Annotated in this window: 10 protein-coding genes; 7 read left to right on the top strand and 3 right to left on the bottom strand. The window is 71.4% G+C overall.

Going from position 1 to position 17,429, the window contains the following annotated elements; genetic code table 11:
• Nucleotides 1-6 precede the first annotated feature (6 nt).
• The 5 genes from AB0E94_RS36355 (at nucleotide 7) to AB0E94_RS36335 (ending at nucleotide 6,591) form a co-directional block, all read left to right on the top strand.
• Nucleotides 7-3,324 carry an error-prone DNA polymerase gene (locus AB0E94_RS36355; protein WP_360335905.1) on the top strand — a complete coding sequence of 1,106 codons (3,318 nt, stop codon included), beginning with the start codon at nucleotides 7-9 and terminating at the stop codon, nucleotides 3,322-3,324.
• A gap of 54 nt (nucleotides 3,325-3,378) precedes the next feature.
• Nucleotides 3,379-3,738 (top strand): SSI family serine proteinase inhibitor, encoded by a 360-nt coding sequence (locus AB0E94_RS36350; RefSeq protein WP_360335903.1) that lies wholly within the window; start codon nucleotides 3,379-3,381, stop codon nucleotides 3,736-3,738.
• 26 nt (nucleotides 3,739-3,764) lie between these two features.
• Nucleotides 3,765-4,526 (top strand): methyltransferase domain-containing protein, encoded by a 762-nt coding sequence (locus AB0E94_RS36345; RefSeq protein ID WP_360335901.1) that lies wholly within the window; start codon nucleotides 3,765-3,767, stop codon nucleotides 4,524-4,526.
• A gap of 155 nt (nucleotides 4,527-4,681) precedes the next feature.
• A complete protein-coding gene (locus AB0E94_RS36340; protein WP_360335898.1) occupies nucleotides 4,682-5,884 on the top strand; it encodes a nucleotide pyrophosphatase/phosphodiesterase family protein in 1,203 nt (400 codons plus the stop codon).
• A 317-nt stretch (nucleotides 5,885-6,201) separates the two neighbouring features.
• Nucleotides 6,202-6,591, top strand: coding sequence for a DUF3040 domain-containing protein (locus tag AB0E94_RS36335; RefSeq protein WP_360335896.1), 390 nt, complete (start codon nucleotides 6,202-6,204; stop codon nucleotides 6,589-6,591).
• A 1,255-nt stretch (nucleotides 6,592-7,846) separates the two neighbouring features.
• Here AB0E94_RS36335 and AB0E94_RS36330 read toward each other — a convergent pair.
• The 3 genes from AB0E94_RS36330 to AB0E94_RS36320 are packed head-to-tail and all read right to left on the bottom strand — an operon-like array spanning nucleotide 7,847 to nucleotide 12,542.
• Nucleotides 7,847-10,291, bottom strand: a complete 2,445-nt coding sequence (locus AB0E94_RS36330; protein WP_360335894.1) for a DUF3488 and transglutaminase-like domain-containing protein — start codon at nucleotides 10,289-10,291, stop codon at nucleotides 7,847-7,849.
• The gene (locus AB0E94_RS36325) at nucleotides 10,288-11,580 is read right to left on the bottom strand and encodes a DUF58 domain-containing protein (protein WP_360335939.1); all 1,293 of its coding nucleotides are present in this window, start codon (nucleotides 11,578-11,580) and stop codon (nucleotides 10,288-10,290) included. Before AB0E94_RS36325 ends, AB0E94_RS36330 begins: the two co-directional genes overlap by 4 nt.
• Before the next feature lie 2 nt (nucleotides 11,581-11,582).
• Complete coding sequence (locus AB0E94_RS36320) at nucleotides 11,583-12,542, bottom strand: MoxR family ATPase (protein ID WP_360335937.1); 960 nt, start codon at nucleotides 12,540-12,542, stop codon at nucleotides 11,583-11,585.
• Between the two features lie 504 nt (nucleotides 12,543-13,046).
• Here AB0E94_RS36320 and leuS point away from each other — a divergent pair.
• Nucleotides 13,047-15,845 carry a leucine--tRNA ligase gene (gene leuS / locus AB0E94_RS36315; RefSeq protein ID WP_360335892.1) on the top strand — a complete coding sequence of 933 codons (2,799 nt, stop codon included), beginning with the start codon at nucleotides 13,047-13,049 and terminating at the stop codon, nucleotides 15,843-15,845.
• Nucleotides 15,846-15,908: 63 nt separating this feature from the next.
• The gene (gene aroA, locus AB0E94_RS36310) at nucleotides 15,909-17,165 is read left to right on the top strand and encodes a 3-phosphoshikimate 1-carboxyvinyltransferase (protein WP_360335890.1); all 1,257 of its coding nucleotides are present in this window, start codon (nucleotides 15,909-15,911) and stop codon (nucleotides 17,163-17,165) included.
• Nucleotides 17,166-17,429 lie beyond the last annotated feature (264 nt).

Below are 17,429 nucleotides of genomic sequence, written 5' to 3'. Positions count from 1 at the left end.
GTGCCGATGGGCTTCAATAATCCGGATGTGCCCTGGTCCCAGCTGGAGGGGGTGCTGTCCGGCCGGCTCGTGGTGGATCCGCTGGCGATCGACGGCGACGGCGGCGACTCGCCGGCCTGGACCAGGAAGCGGGAGCCGTACCGGGCCGCGCCGGGCCTGATCCGGGCGGAGAGCCGGACGCCGTACGCCGAACTGCACTGCCACACCAACTTCAGCTTCCTGGATGGGGCGAGCCATCCGGAGGAGCTGGCCGAGGAGGCGGCCCGGCTGGGTCTGACCGGGCTGGCGGTGACCGACCACGACGGCCTGTACGGGGTGGTCCGGTTCTCGCAGGCGGCCCGGGAACTGAACCTGCCGACGATCTTCGGGGCCGAGTTGTCGCTGGGCCTGACCCGTCCGCGCAGTGGCGAGCCGGACCCGGAGGGCCCGCATCTGCTGGCGCTGGCGCACGGCCACGAGGGGTACGCCCGCCTGGCCCGGGTGATCTCCGAGGCCCAGCTCCGGGGCGGGGAGAAGGGCCGCCCCGACTACGGGAGCCAGGAGCAGGCGGCGGAGCTGCTGCGCGATCACGTGCTGGTGCTGACCGGCTGCCGGAAGGGGCCGGTCCCGCTGGCGCTGGCCACCGGGGGAGTCGAAGCGGCGAGATACGAGCTGGACCGCCTGGTGGCGAACTTCGGCGCCCCGAACGTCGCCGTCGAGCTGACCGATCACGCCGACCCGTACGACGCCGACCGCAACGACGTCCTGTTCGACCTGGCCCGCCGGCGTGGCCTGGAGGTGGTGGCCACCAACAACGTGCACTACGCGGCCCCGTCCCGCCGCCGGCTGGCGACCGCCCTGGCCGCGGTCCGGGCCCGCCGCAGCCTGGACGAGATGGACGGCTGGCTGCCCGCGGCCGGCGCCGCCCACCTGCGCAGCGGTGACGAGATGGCCCGCCGGTTCGCCGACTATCCGGGCGCGGTGGAGAACGCCGCGATGTACGGCGACGGCCTGGCTTTCAACCTGGATCTGGTGGCGCCGAGCCTGCCCGACTATCCGGTGCCGCCCGGCCACACCGAGATGAGCTGGCTGCGGGAGCTGACCATGCGGGGCGCCGCGGTTCGCTACCGGGACAACCCCAAGGCCTACGAGCAGCTGGAGTACGAGCTACGCATGATCGAGGAGCTGGGCTTCCCCGGCTACTTCCTGGTCGTGTACGACATCGTCGACTTCTGCCGTAAAAGTCGTATTTATTGTCAAGGGCGAGGATCGGCGGCCAACTCTGCTGTCTGCTTCGCCCTTTTCATCACGAACGTCGACGCGGTGAAGCACCGGCTGCTCTTCGAGCGGTTCCTCACCGCGGAACGCGACGGGCCACCGGACATCGACGTGGACATCGAATCCGACAGGCGCGAGGAGGTGATCCAGCACGTCTATGCGAAGTACGGCCGGGAGCACACCGCTCAGGTCGCGAACGTGATCTCCTACCGGCCCAGGTCAGCCGTGCGGGACATGGCGCGGGCGTTCGGCTTCTCGCCCGGTCAGCAGGACGCCTGGAGCAAGCAGATCGACCGCTGGGGTGACGTGGCGACCTCGGAGGACATCCCGGAGATCGTCGTCACGGCCGCCAACGACGTCCAGGACTTCCCCCGCCACCTGGGCATCCACTCCGGCGGCATGGTCATCTGCGACCGCCCGATCATCGAGGTCTGCCCGGTCGAGTGGGGCCGGATGCCGGGCCGCACCGTGCTCCAGTGGGACAAGGACGACTGCGCCGCCGTCGACCTGGTCAAGTTCGACCTGCTCGGGCTGGGCATGCTGTCGGCGCTGCACTACGCCTACGACATGATCTCCGACGAACTGGACATCGGGACGATGCCGCTCGACGACCCCGAGGTCTACACGATGCTGTGCCGGGCCGACTCGGTCGGGGTGTTCCAGGTGGAGAGCCGCGCCCAGATGGCCACGCTGCCCCGCCTCAAGCCCCGCGAGTTCTACGACCTGGTCATCGAGGTGGCGCTGATCCGGCCGGGGCCGATCCAGGGGGGTTCGGTCCACCCGTACATCCGCCGCAAGAATGGTCTGGAAGAGCCTGATGTGCCGCATCCGCTGATGCGGAACGCCCTGGCCAAGACGCTGGGGGTGCCGCTCTTCCAGGAACAGTTGATGCAGCTGGCGATCGACGTCGCCGGCTTCGACCCGGCCGAGGCCGATCAGCTGCGGCGGGCGATGGGCGCGAAACGCTCCAGAGAGCGGATGGAGAGGATCAGAAACAGACTGTACGAGGGGATGGCGGCCAACGGGATCACCGGTGCGCTCGCCGACGACCTGTTCGTGAAGCTCGCCGCGTTCGCCAGTTACGGCTTCCCGGAGAGCCACGCCATGAGCTTCGCGTACCTGGTCTACGCGAGCGCCTGGCTCAAGCGCTATCACCCGGCGGCGTTCTGCGCGGCCCTGCTCAACGCGCAGCCGATGGGCTTCTACTCGCCACAGACGCTGGTCGACGACGCGCGACGGCACGGGGTCGAGGTGCGGCGGCCGGACATCAACCTCAGCGACGCGGCGGCGACGCTGGAGACCACGCCGGAGACCCGGCATCGCAGCGCCGCCGGTGAGCCACCACATGCCTGGGGTCTCGGCGGGCCGGTGGTCCGGCAAGGGCTTTCCCGCATTCGTACGATCGGGGCCGAGCTCGCCGAGAAGATCGAGCGGGAACGGCGTACCCATGGTCCTTATCGGTCAATGGCTGATCTCGCACGGCGTACCGGATGCTCGGCCGGACACCTGGAGGCCCTCGCCACCGCCGACGCCTTCGCGAGTTTCGGTCTGTCGCGCCGTGAGGCGCTCTGGGCCGCGGGAGCGGCCGCCTCCGACAAACCGGACCGCCTGCCGGGGACGGTGACCGGGGTCGAGGCGCCCACGCTGCCCGGCATGAGTGACGTGGACGTGCTGGTCGCGGACGTGTGGGCGACCGGGCTGTCGCCGGAGACGCATCCGGCGCGGTTCCTGCGGGCCGAGCTGGACCGGGCCGGGGCGCTGCCGATCGAGAGGCTGGCCGAGGTGGAGGGCGGCACCCGGGTGCGGGTCGGCGGGATCGTCACGCACCGGCAACGGCCGGCGACCGCGGGCGGGGTGACCTTCGTGAACCTGGAGGACGAGACCGGAATGCTGAACGTGACCTGCTCGCCGGGGCTGTGGCTGCGCTACCGGCGGGTGGCCCGGACCAGCGCGGCGCTGCTGGTGCGCGGGCGGCTGGAGAAGGTCGAGGGGGTACTCAACCTGATCGCCGACCGGCTCGACGCGGTGTCGCCGCCGGTCACCTCCACATCACGCGATTTCCGGTGATTTGCACCTTTGGCGGTGTATGGTGCACTGGCGAAAGTCATCCGGGGGTGCATCATGATCCGTACGATGATCGGTCTCGCCACGGCGTTCGCCGTGCTCGCCGGACCGACCGGGCCAGCGGCGGCCGCCGGTCCGTCGAAACTCACGCTCACCTACCAGGCCAAGTCGGTGCAGCTCACCTGCGCGCCGACCGGCGGCGCCCACCCGAAGGCCGCCGAGGCGTGCGCCACCCTGCGCGGGGCCGGCGGCGACCCGGCCAACCTCAAAGGCGGCGACTCGCTCTGCATCATGCTCTACCAACCGGTCACGGCCAGTGTGAAAGGCACCTGGCGAGGCAAGACCGTGAAGTGGCGGCAGACCTTCGGCAACAGCTGCGAGATGACCCGCGCCACCGGTGTCCTCTTCGCGTTTTAGGTGGACGCCGCCGATAGGCTGCTCGCGTGGAAACTTCAGCGCGAACCGGCCGCCCGCACGTCACGGCCCGCACCGCCGCCGTCTGGGCCGTGCTCCGTCGTGAGCTCGACCGGCAGGCCGGGCGCGAGCTGACGGTGCTCGACGTCGGCGGCGGGACCGGCGGTTTCGCCGTGCCGCTCGCCGAGGCCGGCCACAACGTCACCGTGATCGACGCCAGCCCCGACGCGCTCGCCGCCCTCACCCGCCGGGCCGACGACGCGCGTGTCGCCGACCGGGTCCGGGCCGTGCAGGGCGACGGTGACGCGCTCGCCACCCTCGTCGATCCGGGCAGCGCCGACCTCATCCTCTGCCACTCGGTTCTCGAGGTGGTCGACGATCCGACAGGTGTCGTCGCCGCCATCGCCACCGCGCTCCGTCCCGGCGGCGCGGTCAGCGTTCTCGTCGCGGGCCGGGCCGCGGCGATCCTCGGCCGGGCCGTCAACGGCCACCTCAAAGCGGCGTCCGCGCTGGTCACCGACCCGGCGGGCCGCGCTGGGCCGCGCGACACGCTGCTTCGCCGCTACGACGCGGCGGGCGCCACCGATCTGCTCACCGCCGCGGGGCTCGAGGTCGAGGACACCCAGGGTGTACGGGTGGTGGCCGATCTTCTGCCCGCGGCGGTTCTCGAGGAGGACCCGCAGGCCGTGCTCGAACTCGAACTGGCCCTGAGCAACCGCGCGCCGTTCCGCGACGTCGCGTCCCAGTTGCACCTGTTCGCGCGCCGCCCGGCTGTCACCGGGTTGTCGTGACCAGCGGCCCGGGCGCGCCCTCTCCGGGTTCGTCCGCCGTTCCCCCTTCGGCCGTGCCGTCTTCCGACGTCGCTTCTTCGGCCGTGCCGTCTTCCGGCGTCGCTTCTTCCGTCGTGCCCTCTTCTGGCGCGCCTGCTGGATCGGCCTCTGCTCGGGTGCCTGTCGGAGGTGGACGGGAGTTGCCGCCGGTTCCCGGTGATGGGCTGCAGGCGGAGGCGTTTCGTTCGCTTTCGCCGGCCTATCGGGCCGGGAGCCTGGCCGATCTGATGCCGAGCGTGTGCGCTGTCCTGGGGGTTCCGGGGGCGGTGGACGTGCTCGGTCTCGGTGAGCGGCTGGCCGGTGTGGACCGGGTCGGGGTGCTGCTCGTGGACGGCCTCGGGGCGTACCAACTGCCGACGGCTGCGCCGTTCGCGCCTACCCTGGCCGCTATTTCCGACATTTCTGGCATTTCTGGCACTTTTGGCCGGACGTTGACGACCGGCTTCCCGTCCACCACCCCGGTCAGCCTGGTCACCGTCGGGACCGGGGTTCCGCCCGGGGTGCACGGGGTTCTCGGGTTCACCGTCCGGCAGCCGGACGGACGGGTGCTCAACCACATCCACTGGGGCGACGACCCCGATCCGTACCAATGGCAGCCCGTCCCGACCGTGTTCGAGACCGCCGCGGCCGCCGGGGTCGTGGTCACCCTGGTCAGCCGCTCGCTCTACCGTGGCACCGGGCTCAGCGTGGCCGCCAACCGGGGTGCCCGCTATCACGTGGCCGACGACGGCCCGGCCGTCGCCGAGGGCATGCTGGCGGCGCTGCGCTCCGGTCCGGGCCTCGTCTACGGCTACCACCCCGAGCTCGACCGGGCCGGCCACGAGCACGGCGTCGCCTCCCCGGCCTGGCAGGAGGCGGCCCGCGGGGTCGACGCGATCCTGGACCGGCTCGTGCACGAGCTGCCGCCCGGCGCCGCGCTGCTGGTGACCGCCGACCACGGTCAGCTCAACGTGCCCGCCGACCGCTACGACCTGGCTGCCGGCCCGCTCGCCGACGGGCTGGCCGGGGTCACCGGCGAGCCCCGGGCCCGCTACCTGCACGTCGTCGACGGCGCGCTCGACGACGTGCTGGCCACCTGGCGGGCGGTGCTCGGCGCGGACGCCCGGGTGATGTGCCGCGACGAAGTGATCGCCGAGGGCTGGTACGGCCCGATGGCTCCGGCTCACTCGGCCCGGATCGGTGACGTCGTGGCGCTCATGCAGAACCGGGCCGTGGTGGTGGCCTCCGGCTGGGAACCGCCGATGGCCGGCCGGCTGGTGGCGTACCACGGGTCGGTCACGGCGGCCGAGATGACCGTGCCACTGCTGATCGTCCGATAAGATCTATTTGCGTCAGTCGATTTGTCCGCCTTCCGGTGGCGACTATGCAGATCATGTGTTGAGGCAGCTCACGGCGCGTGATCAGGGCCACATGCTGCGGTGACGGACGCGTTGTGTGGCCGGGTGATCGGTCTTTTGGGACGAACCGATCTTCCGGACATGGAAAATCACCCGCACTCGGCGGTCGTCCCGCTTTCCGACCCGCCAAGCCGCTCGTAGACTTGCGTGATAAGGCAGCCGACGGCTGCCCCGCATCACCACACCTGCACCACCCCGACCCCACCACGGGGCCGGACATGCGCCCGGGGAGGAATGCCGTGCCGCTCTCGGAGCACGAGCAGCGGCTGTTCGATCAGATCGAGCGGTCGCTTGCCGAGGACCCCAAGTTCGCCTCGGCTGTGCGGGCCAGCGACCCGCGTTTCCACGCACGGCGCCGGCTCCTGGTTGCCGCGTTCGTGATCGCCATTGGTCTGGCGCTGCTCGTCTACGGAGCCGTCAGCCAGAACACGCCGCTCGGCGTCGCCGGATTCGTCGTGATGCTCGGATCGGCGGCCTTCGCCATGCAGTCACGCCGTCGCATCCAGACACCCGACCTGAAGTCGGTCGGCGGCACCGCATCACGACGCACCCGCCAGAGCCGCAAGAGCGGCGGCTTCATCGAACGCCTCGAGGACCGCTGGCGCCAGCGCCCGGAGGGGCATCGCTGACCCAGCCGAGCCGGCCCTGACGCCGGCTCCCGACGAACGGCGGCCGCTCCCGGCCGCCGTCGTCGTGCTCCCGCACGCCCTAAACCAGCCCTCCCGCGTCGCCTTTGCCCTGGCCGTGCCGCCCGCCCTGTGCGGCCGCACCTTCCGAGCCGTCCGTGCCCGCGCCGCCCATGCTCTGGCCGCGCCGCTCGCCTTCCGCGCTGCTCGCCTTCCGCGCTGCTCGCCTTCCGCGCTGCTCGTGTCCGCGTCGCTCGCCTTCCGCGCCACTCGTGGTCCGCGTCGTTCGTGTCCGCGCCGTCCGCCGTCCGCGCCGTCCGCCGTCCGCGCCGTCCGCCGTCCGCGCCGTCCGCCGTCCACGCCGCCCGCCGTCCGCGCCGCTCGTGCCCGCGCGTCGGCCAGCCCTCGCTGTGCGGTTGTGCCGCCCTGTGGCGTGCCGCGTCTCCGCAAAAGGCGAACCTCTAGTGGGGGCTCCACCAACCTTCGCTGGGTTGCCACTTCGCCGTTCTTGAGCGATTGACCACCGAGAACGGTGGCGAATCGGCCAAGATCGGTGACCCGGGACCCGGGACCCGGGACCCGTGGTCTGGTGAAGGCTGGTGGACCCCGCACTGGTGACTATCTGCGAACCTTCTTCCCGGCTCCGGGCGAACCTCGTAGATCTTGCACGATTCCCACGCCGGCAGCGATCTTGCACGGTTTTTCACGTCTGGGCATGGATTGTCATGCAAGGTCCAATGCGCGCTGGAGATCTTGCAGAGTTCTTCCCGTGGGGGTGTGGAAAAGGCTGCAAGATCGGCCCAAGGGTGCACATTCGTGCAAGATCCAGAGGCGTTCAAGATCCAGAGACGCGGGCCGCGGGATCGTGCGCGGGGCGGCGGGGTGGTGCGCGGGGCGGCGGGGTGGTGCGCGGGGCGGCGGGATCGTGCGCGGGGCGGCGGGGTGGCGCGCGGGGTGGCGGGATGGTGCGCGGGGCCGCGGGGCGGTGTGTGGGGCGGCCGGGATCGTGCGCGGGGGTGTAGGGCGGCGGGATGGTGTGACGGTGATGGTGTGACGGTAAGTGCTTGGGTGGGTGGGTTCGTGGAGCGCCTTGACCACCGGATTCAGCCCGGCGGTCGCGTTTCGGCCGGGAGCCGGGTGAGGGTCGCGTCGTAGCCCGGGGCGGTCGACGTTCGGCGGGCAGGGGTGGCTCGTACCAGAAAAGCGATGGGCGCCGTCACGGCAGACGGCGCCCATCGCTTTTCACGGACCGTGACGGTCAGCGGGTTCTTGTCAGTAGGCGGCGGGGGTTGAAGCGGGCCAGTGACTCGCGGAGGCCGGACAGGCGTTCCGCGGTCCGGGTGGACCATTCGGCCAGGTCTCGACGCCAGCTGAGCAGCACCGACGGCGGCAGCAGCGTGGCGCGGAGCCGGACCTTGCGGGAGGCCGCGCCGGACATGCCGGAGCGGATCCGGCGGAGGGCCGACGTCAACTCGGCGCCCTGGAGAGGTTGCCGAGCGTAACGGGCACGTTCCTCGGCGGTGCCCAGCAGGGTCGCCGCGTCGGCCGGATCGCCGGTCAGGGACAGGTCCCGGACCAGGCGCTGGGCGGTGACCCGTGGCGTCTCCGTCGGGTCGACCCGCACCTGGAAGTCGACCATTGAGTCGATCAGCTCGTCCCACGCGGCGTGCGCGTCCTCGCGGGCCTGGCCGGTCTCGGCGGTGACGGTCAGGTCGGTGATGCCGTCCGCGGACAGGACCACGGGTGCGGCCGGAGCCGTGGCGGCGTGCCGGCGGCGGCGTACCAGAACCCGGCGCAGGGCCGGGACCAGCAGAAGCGCGATCAACAGGGCGATGCCGGCGGCGATCCACAGGCCGGTCCAGTCGGTCGTCTCGGCTGCGTCGCCGGTCGTTCCGGCCGGATCCTCGCCGATGCCCGACTTGTCGGGACCGTTGGCGGCGCCCGGGTCACCCGACGAGTCCGGAACGACGGAGCCGGGGCCGGTCGAGGTGGACGCGGTCGGGGTGGGCCGGTCGACGTCCGGCGCCCAGGTCGAGTTGGAACGGGCCGAACCCGTCACGCCGGCGGCGGGGGTGGCGTCGAACGGCACCCAGCCGTAGCCCTGGAAGTAGACCTCGGTCCAGGCGTGCGCGTTGCGGTTGGTGATCTCGTAGACGCCGTCGCCCACCGCGGTGCCGCGGGTGAAACCGAACGCCACCCGCGCCGGGATGCCCGCCGCACGGACCATCCAGGCCATCGCCGCCGCGTACTGCTGGCAGTATCCGGTCCGGCTGGTCAGGAAGTCGGCGATCTCCGACGCCTTGCCGGTGGTCTGGGTGGCCAGGCTGTACCGGAAGTTGTTCTCCTTGGAGAACCAGTTGTAGATCGCCCGGACCTTGTCGTAGTCGGTGGTCTTGCCGTTGGTCAGCCGGGCCACCTCGGTCTCGACGGTGGCGTCGCCGGGTGTGGCCGTGTACGCCATCAGCGGGTCGTCAGGCGCCAGCGACGGGGCCCGCCGCAGTTCCTCGGTGGTGTACCGGGCCCGCAGGTAGGTGACGTCGTACTGCTGGCCACGGGTGGTGGTCCGGCCCGAGTAGAGCACCTGCTGGTTCGGGTCGTACGCCCACGAGCCCTTGAGGTTGGTCACCGTGGTCGGGTACGTGTACAGCGGCGCCATGTTCTGCTGGAGGTCGTTGGTGACCTCCACCCGGGCCCGGTGCTCGGTGTAGGTGCTCAGCCGGGTGCCCACCTGCCGCCGCGGATCGGGCAGGCCCAGTCCCAGCCCGCCGCCCCGTGGCGACTCGTTGCCGAAACCGTTGTCGGTGAGCACGTCCGCGATGGCGAACCGCAGGTAGAACGGCTCCGGCTCATCGGTGGTGACCTTGAGCAGCGGGATCGTCGTGGTGTGGTTGAGCTGGCCGCTGAGCGAGGCGAACAGGTTGATCCGCCCGCCGTTGCCGTTGCCGGTGCCCGGCCCGGACCCGGCGCCGCTCTGGGTGAGCTGGGTGAGCAGGCCGCCCTCGACGGTCGGCACGGCCAGCGGCAGCACCACGGCCACCAGCATGCCCGCGATGCCGATCCGCCGGCCGGCCGCGGCCAGCGGGGACGGCTCCCAGACGTCGACGTCACGCCCGTCGCCGGTGAAACGGCGGCCGAAGCGGCGCACCCGGTCGACGTTGTCGGCGACGAGCAGCCACATGAAGCCGGCCGCGCCGATGACGAACGGGATCGCCGGGACGCTGTCGGTGTAGACGGCGACCGGGATCGAGTAGATGGCCAGCATCGGCAGCCCGGCCAGGGCCGGCCGTCGGAAGACCGCGGTGAGCAGGTCGACCACGATGACCACCGAGCCGACGCCGAGGACCGCGACGAACAGCAGACCGTCCCGGTCGGGAACCGGCACACCGTAGGCCCGGGTGTCCTCGCCGGCCTGACGGATCAGGTCGGCGAAGTGGGCGAACGTGTCCGGCTGCGGGATGATGATCTCTTTCCCGCTCGGGAAGATCCAGGTCAGCGCCAGGAGCAGGGCCAGCGTCATGCTGGCCGCCTGCGCCCAGGTGGGGAACCGGAACGTCCGGGTGGCCACCGCGGCGCCCTCGATCAGCGCCACCGCGAGCACACACTGCGCGATCCAGGTCCACGACTCGAAGATCGCGGTGAGCGGGGCGGCGGCGAGGAGCGTGGCTCCCGCGGCCACCAGGCCGAGACGACGACGGCCGGTCATCGGGTCACCCCGCTGACGGTCGTCTCCGCCATCGCGGCGCGGTAGGCGAAGCCCTGTGAGCCGCGGGCCACCGTCGGCCAGAGCGCGGCCAGCGTGTCGCCGTGCGTCACCGGCACCGACCGCCAGCCGGCCCGCACCAGGGCCAGCGACGCGGCCGCGTGCTCACGCTCCGCCTCGGCCACCCCCGACGGCACCCAGGTGGAGGTGTCGATCGCGAACCCGATGCAGGTCGCGCCGTTGCCGCGCAGGCCGCTGAGCAGCTCCGCCTCGGCCACCGTCAGCGCGCCGAACAGGCCGATCACCAGCCCGCCGTCGTTGCGCCGCCGGACGTTCTCGATCAGCACCGACACGTCGCTGTTCTGGTCGGATTTCACGTCGGCCAGGGTGTCCAGGATCAGGCCCTCGCCGCCGCCCTCGGTCGCGTCGATGTCGGTGCCCGAACCGGTCACCATGCGCACCTTGTAGCCGCCCTCGCGCAGGTGGACGGCGATGCTGGCGGCCGCCGAGACGGCCCACTCGAAGCTCGCGGTCGGTCCCTCGCCGCGGTGGGCGAAGGCCCGGGTGTCCAGCACCACGGTGGCCCGGCTCTCCCAGGGCTGCTCCTCACGGCGGACCATCAGCTCACCGGTACGGGCGGTGGAACGCCAGTGCACCCGGCGCAGGTCGTCGCCGCGCCGGTACTCGCGGGTGGCCGCGTCGTCCTCGCCGTGCACCGCCACCGAGCGGGCGCGGCTCTCGCCGGTCCCGGCATACTCCCCGGCCAGCCGCACCCGGGGGAGCGAGTGCACCTGCGGGATCACGGTCAGCCGGTCGACGCTGGGGAACGACCTGGTCAGCTCGCACAGCCCGAACGGGTCGGTGAGCCGGACCATCAGCGGGCCGATCGGGTAGCGGCCGCGCACGTCGGCCCGCACCGTGTACGCCACCGAGCTGGCCTGGTGCGCGCCGAGGCGTTCCAGCACCACCCGGGGGCGGCTGCCCAGCGCGTACGGCAGCCGGTCCTCCAGCAGCATGGTGCCGGTGGGCAGCCGGGACAGGTTCTGCAGGCGCAGGATGACCCGCGCGCTGGAGCCGACCGGGGTCCGGGCCGGCTCCAGCGAGCGGGTGCAGGCCAGCTTGTACCGGCTGCGGCCGACGTACCAGGCGGCCAGCAGCGGCAGCACGCCCAGCAGCACGGCCACCCGGAGCAGGTCGCTCTCGCCGAGGATGAGCGCGGAGACCGCGGCGGCGACCGCCGCGGCCAGGAACGAGCGGCCGCGCGTGGTGAGTCCCCGCAGCGCCTCCCGCATCCTCACCGCCCCCGGGACTCGTAGGAGGCGCGGCCGTCCCGGGTGTCGTAGGGGTTCCGCGCGTGCGGCAGCGGGAGCCGGTGCACGATCTCGGCGACGATCGCGTCCGTGGTCCGCCGGTTGAGCTGCGCGTCCGCGGTCGGGATGATCCGGTGCGCGAGCACCGGCACGGCCAGCGCCTGCAGGTCGTCGGGGAGCACGTAGTCGCGGCCCTCCAGAGCGGCCACCGCCTTGGCCGTGCGGATCAGCTGGAGCGTCGACCGGGGTGACGCGCCGAGCCGGATCTCCGGGGCCTCCCGGGTCGCGGTGACCAGGGCGATCGCATACTGCTGGACGGCGTCGGCGGCGTGCACCGCGCGCGCGGTCTCGATCAGCCGGCGGACCAGGGCCGCGTCGGCCACGGCGCGCAGGTCGTTGAGCGGGTCGTGGTCGCCGTGGGTGGTCAGCATGGCCAGCTCGGCCCGCGGGTCCGGGTAGCCCATCGCGATCCGGGCGGTGAACCGGTCGCGCTGCGCCTCGGGGAGGGGGTAGGTGCCCTCCATCTCGATCGGGTTCTGCGTCGCGACCACCATGAACGGCGCCTGTAGCTCGTAGGTCGTGCCGTCGACGGTGACCTGCCGCTCCTCCATGCACTCCAGGAGGGCGGACTGCGTCTTCGGCGAGGCCCGGTTGATCTCGTCGCCGACCACCAGGTTGGCGAAGACCGCGCCCGGCTTGAACTCGAAGTCGCGCGTCTCCTGGTTGTAGACGCTGACGCCGGTCACGTCGCTGGGCAGCAGGTCGGGCGTGAACTGGATGCGCCGAACCGAGCAGTCGATCGAGCGGGCGAGCGCCTTGGCCAGCTTCGTCTTACCGACGCCTGGCACATCCTCGATCAGCAGGTGGCCCTCGGCGATCAGGACCGCGAGAGCCAGCCGCACCGTGGCGCTCTTGCCCTCGATGACCTGTTCGATGTTGGCCATGATGGCTTGGGCCGCGGCGCGGAACTCAGCGCTCGTCAGCGGGCCTGCCGGCTCGCCCCAGGTCGGCGTTGTCACGGGCCTCCTCCAAAACGTGTCTACCCCCGTAGGGCGGAGATCACCCACCGTCAAGGGCACCGTAAGGTCGCGGGCGCCCAGCGGCCGTGGGCCTCCGGCGCTCGTTGCCCGTCCCCACAGGTTAGCCCCGTCCGCGCGCAACGCCGAAAGGCCTGATCGAGGGGGATTCGGGCGAACACGGGCATCCGCCATCCCAGGCCGGTCGCCTGTGGACAGCCGGGAGTATGTCACGCGCCCGCCATACCGGTCGCCGTCCGTGACGACCGGGGGGTATCATCCCTCGCATGGCTCGGTTCGTTCTGCTCCTTAGCCGGCCGTGCTGATCCGCTGACCGATAGCGGACCAGGCACGGCAACCCCTCCTGCGCGAGGGGCTTTTTTGTGCCCTGCGGAGCTCCCAGATCAGTGAAGACGAGACGAGATGGTGACGATGAGCGAGACCGAGACCCCACCCTTCCGGTACACCGCCGCGCTGGCCGGTGAGATCGAGCTGCGCTGGCAGGCCTTCTGGGACGCGAACGGGACGTTCCACGCGCCCAACCCGGCCGGCGAGCTGGCCGATCCGGACCACCCCCGGGCCGGCGCGCCCAAACTGCACGTGCAGGACATGTTCCCGTACCCGTCCGGCGCCGGCCTGCACGTCGGGCACCCGCTGGGCTACATCGGCACCGACTGCTACACCCGCTACCAGCGGCAGGCCGGCTTCAACGTGCTGCACCCGATGGGCTTCGACGCGTTCGGCCTGCCCGCCGAGCAGTACGCGGTGCAGACCGGCACCCACCCGGCGGTCACCACGGCGGCGAACGTCGAGCGGTACCGGCAGCAGCTGCGCCGGCTGGGCCTGGCCTACGACGACAGGCGTTCGTTCTCGACGACCGACCCGGACTACTACCGCTGGACCCAGTGGATCTTCCTGCAGGTCTTCAACTCCTGGTTCGACCCCTCGGCCGGCAAGGCAAGACCCATTCAAGAGCTGATCGAGTCGTACGAGTCAGGCGCGCGCGGTCCGGAATGGGCCGGTCTGTCCGCCGTCGAGAAGCGGCAGCTGATCGACGACCACCGGCTGGCCTACATGAGCGAGGCCCCGGTCAACTGGTGTCCCGGCCTGGGCACCGTGCTGTCGAACGAGGAGGTCACCCCGGACGGCCGCTCCGAGCGGGGCAACTTCCCGGTCTTCAAGCGCAGCCTGAAGCAGTGGATGATGCGGATCACCACCTACGGTGACCGGCTGATCGAGGACCTGGACACGCTGGACTGGCCGGAGCCGGTCAAGCTGATGCAGCGCAACTGGATCGGCCGTTCGCGCGGCGCCCACGTCGACTTCCCGGTCGCCTCCTCCACCGGCGTGATCAAGGTCTTCACGACCCGCCCCGACACGCTGTTCGGCGCCACCTACATGGTGCTGGCGCCGGAGCACGAGCTGGTCGACTCGATCGTGCCGGCCGCGTGGCCGCAGGGCACGCACGCGGTCTGGACCGGCGGAGCCGACACCCCCGCCGCGGCCGTGGAGAAGTACCGGCGCGAGGCCGCCGAGAAGACCGAGGAGGAGCGGACCGCCGACGGCAAGGTCAAGACCGGCGTCTTCACCGGTGCGTTCGCGGTCAACCCGGTCAACGGCGCCGAGATCCCGGTCTTCATCGCCGACTACGTGCTGGCCGGGTATGGCACCGGCGCGATCATGGCGGTGCCCGGCCAGGACGAGCGCGACTGGGCGTTCGCCGAGGTCTTCGAGCTGCCGATCATCCGTACCGTGGAAGCGCCCGAGGGTTTTGAAGGGGCTTTCACCGGCGACGGACCCGCGATCAACAGCGCATGGCTGGACGGCAAGGGCGTGGCCGAGGCCAAGGCCGCGATGATCGACTGGCTGGAGGCCGAGGGCAAGGGCAAGGGCGCGACCACCTACCGGCTGCGGGACTGGCTGTTCAGCCGCCAGCGGTACTGGGGTGAGCCGTTCCCGATCGTCTACGACGAGACCGGCCTGCCGATCGCGCTGCCCGACTCGATGCTGCCGGTCGTGCTGCCGGACACCGACGACTTCTCGCCGCGCACCTTCGACCCGGAGGACGCCGACACCGAGCCGGAGACGCCGCTGTCCCGGATCAAGGAGTGGGTGCAGGTCGAGCTGGATCTGGGCGACGGTCCGAAGATGTACACCCGCGAGACCAACACCATGCCGCAGTGGGCCGGCTCCTGCTGGTACGAGCTGCGCTACCTGGACCCGCACAACGAGAGCAAGCTGGTCGACCCGGCGAACGAGAGCTACTGGATGGGCCCGCGCGCGGACGGCGACTGCGGCGGCGTCGACCTGTACGTCGGCGGTGTCGAGCATGCCGTGCTGCACCTGCTGTACTCGCGGTTCTGGCACAAGGTGCTGTTCGACCTGGGCCACGTCTCGTCGTTCGAGCCGTTCAAGAAGCTGTTCAATCAGGGCTACATCCAGGCGTACGCGTTCCGCGACGAGCGCGGTGTCATCGTGCCCGCCGAGGAGGTCGTCGAGCGCGACGGCAGGTGGTACCACGGCGACTCCGTCGTGAACCGCGAATACGGCAAGATGGGCAAGTCGCTCAAGAACGTCGTCACCCCCGACGAGATGTGCGAGCAGTACGGCGCCGACACGTTCCGGGTGTACGAGATGGCGATGGGCCCGCTGGACGTCTCCCGCCCCTGGGAGACCCGGGCGGTCGTCGGCTCGCAGCGGTTCCTGCAGCGTGCCTGGCGCCTGGTCGTCGACGAGGAGACCGGCGCGACCCGGGTCACCGACGAGCCACTGGACCCGAAGACCCGCAAGGTCCTGCACCGGATCATCGCCGGCGTCCGCGAGGACATGGAGGAACTGCGGTTCAACACGGCCATCGCCAAGCTGATCGAGCTGACCAACGCGCTGACCCCGCAGGAGACGGTGTCGCGTGAGGCGGTCGAGCCGCTGGTGCTGATGATCTCGCCGTTCGCGCCGCACCTGGCCGAGGAACTGTGGGGCAAGCTGGGCCACGAGGGCTCGCTGGCGTACACCGCCTTCCCGGTCGCCGACCCGGCCCAGCTGGTCGCCGACGCGATCACCTACCCGGTCCAGGTCAACGGCAAGGTCCGCGGCCGGGTCGAGGTCTCCCCGGAGACGACCGAGGACGAGGTACGGGCAGCCGCGCTGGCCGCCGTCGCCGAGGTCCTGGCCGGCAAGGACCCGAAGAAGGTCATCGTGGTGAAGGGCCGCCTGGTCAGCGTCGTCGTCTGACCACTGCTTGGTACGGCCCGCCTCCGGTTCCGGGGCGGGCCGTCCGTCTGTTTGGATGGGCGCATGCCTGCTGACGTGCTGTCCGTCGAACCGCTGACCACGCCCGTCGACGCGACCGTCCGGCCGCCCGGCTCCAAGAGCATCACCAACCGGGCGCTGCTCTGTGCCGCCCTCGCCCCCGGCACGTCCACGCTCACCGGGGTGCTCTTCGCCGACGACACCCGCGCCATGATGAGCGCCGTCGCCGCGCTCGGCGCCACCGTCGTCACCGACGAGCCGGCCTGCACGGTCACCGTCACCGGCATCGACCCGGCCGGCACGGGCGGCGCCGGCACGATCGACGCCCGCCAGTCCGGCACCACGTCCCGTTTCGTCCTGCCCGCGGCGGCGCTCCTGCGCGGCCGTACCGTGGTCGACGGCACCGAGCAGCTCCGGGCCCGGCCGTTCGGGCCGGTCCTCGACGCGCTGCGGCTCATCGGCGCCGGGGTCGAGGAGCTGGGCGCGCCCGGGTGCCTGCCGGCCGCCGTCACCGGTCCCGCGCACGGCGGGCCGGTCGAGGTGAGCGGTCACATCTCCAGCCAGTTCCTGTCCGGGCTGCTGATGGCCGGCCCGCTGATGGACCGCGGGCTGACCGTCTCGCTCACGTCGCCGCTGGTCTCGGTGCCCTACGTGGAGATGACCAAGGCGGTGATGGCGGCGTTCGGCGTCACCGTCGACGGTCTGGCCGTCCCGGCCGGCGCCTATCGGCCCGCCCGCTACGCGATCGAGCCGGATGCCAGCGCGGCGTCATACTTTTTCGGTGCGGCGGCCATCACAGGCGGTCAGGTCACCGTCTCCGGTCTGGGCGCGGAGAGCCTTCAAGGGGATGTACGGTTCGCCGACGTCCTGGAGCGGATGGGGCTTTCGGTGAGCCGGACCGCGGATTCGCTGACCGTCCGTGCCACCGGCCGCCTGCACGGCGTCGACGTGGACATGGCCGACATCTCGGACACGGCGCAGACTCTGGCCGCCGTCGCGGTCTTCGCCGACTCCCCGACCCGGGTCCGTGGCATCGGCTTCATCCGCGGCAAGGAGACCGACCGGATCGGCGCCGTCGTCACCGAGCTCCGCCGAGCCGGAATCAACGCCGTCGAAGACACCGACGGCTTCACCATCCACCCGGGAGCCCCGCGGCCGACCCGTTTCGCCACCTACGAAGACCACCGCATGGCGATGAGCCTCTCCCTGATCGGCCTACGAGCCCCAGGCATCGAGATCACCGACCCGTCCTGCGTCTCGAAGACCTACCCGGCCTACTTCACCGACCTGGCCACCCTCTGACCCGGTCTCCTGGCGCCTAGCCCGGACGCATCGGGCCGGCGACCTTGTGAGGTTTCGCCTGGCAGGCAGCCACTGGCGCCTGTTTCGTAAGGGGGGCTGGAGCCAGGCGTGGCCCAGCCGCCGTCTGGCCGCACGTCGCGAACACCCGGATACAACCCGGGTATCCGGGCGCCCGCGCCGCACACCCAGACGACACCTGGACCTCGCCTGGCTCCAGCCCCCTTACGAACAGGCGCTAGGTCGCAAGATCGCGGCCGGCTGGCC

The sequence above is a fragment of the Actinoplanes sp. NPDC026670 genome (assembly GCF_040638175.1).
Lineage (GTDB): Bacteria > Actinomycetota > Actinomycetes > Mycobacteriales > Micromonosporaceae > Actinoplanes.
The sequence above is the reverse complement of the archived record's forward strand: the minus strand, read 5'-3'. Positions and strand labels throughout refer to the sequence as shown.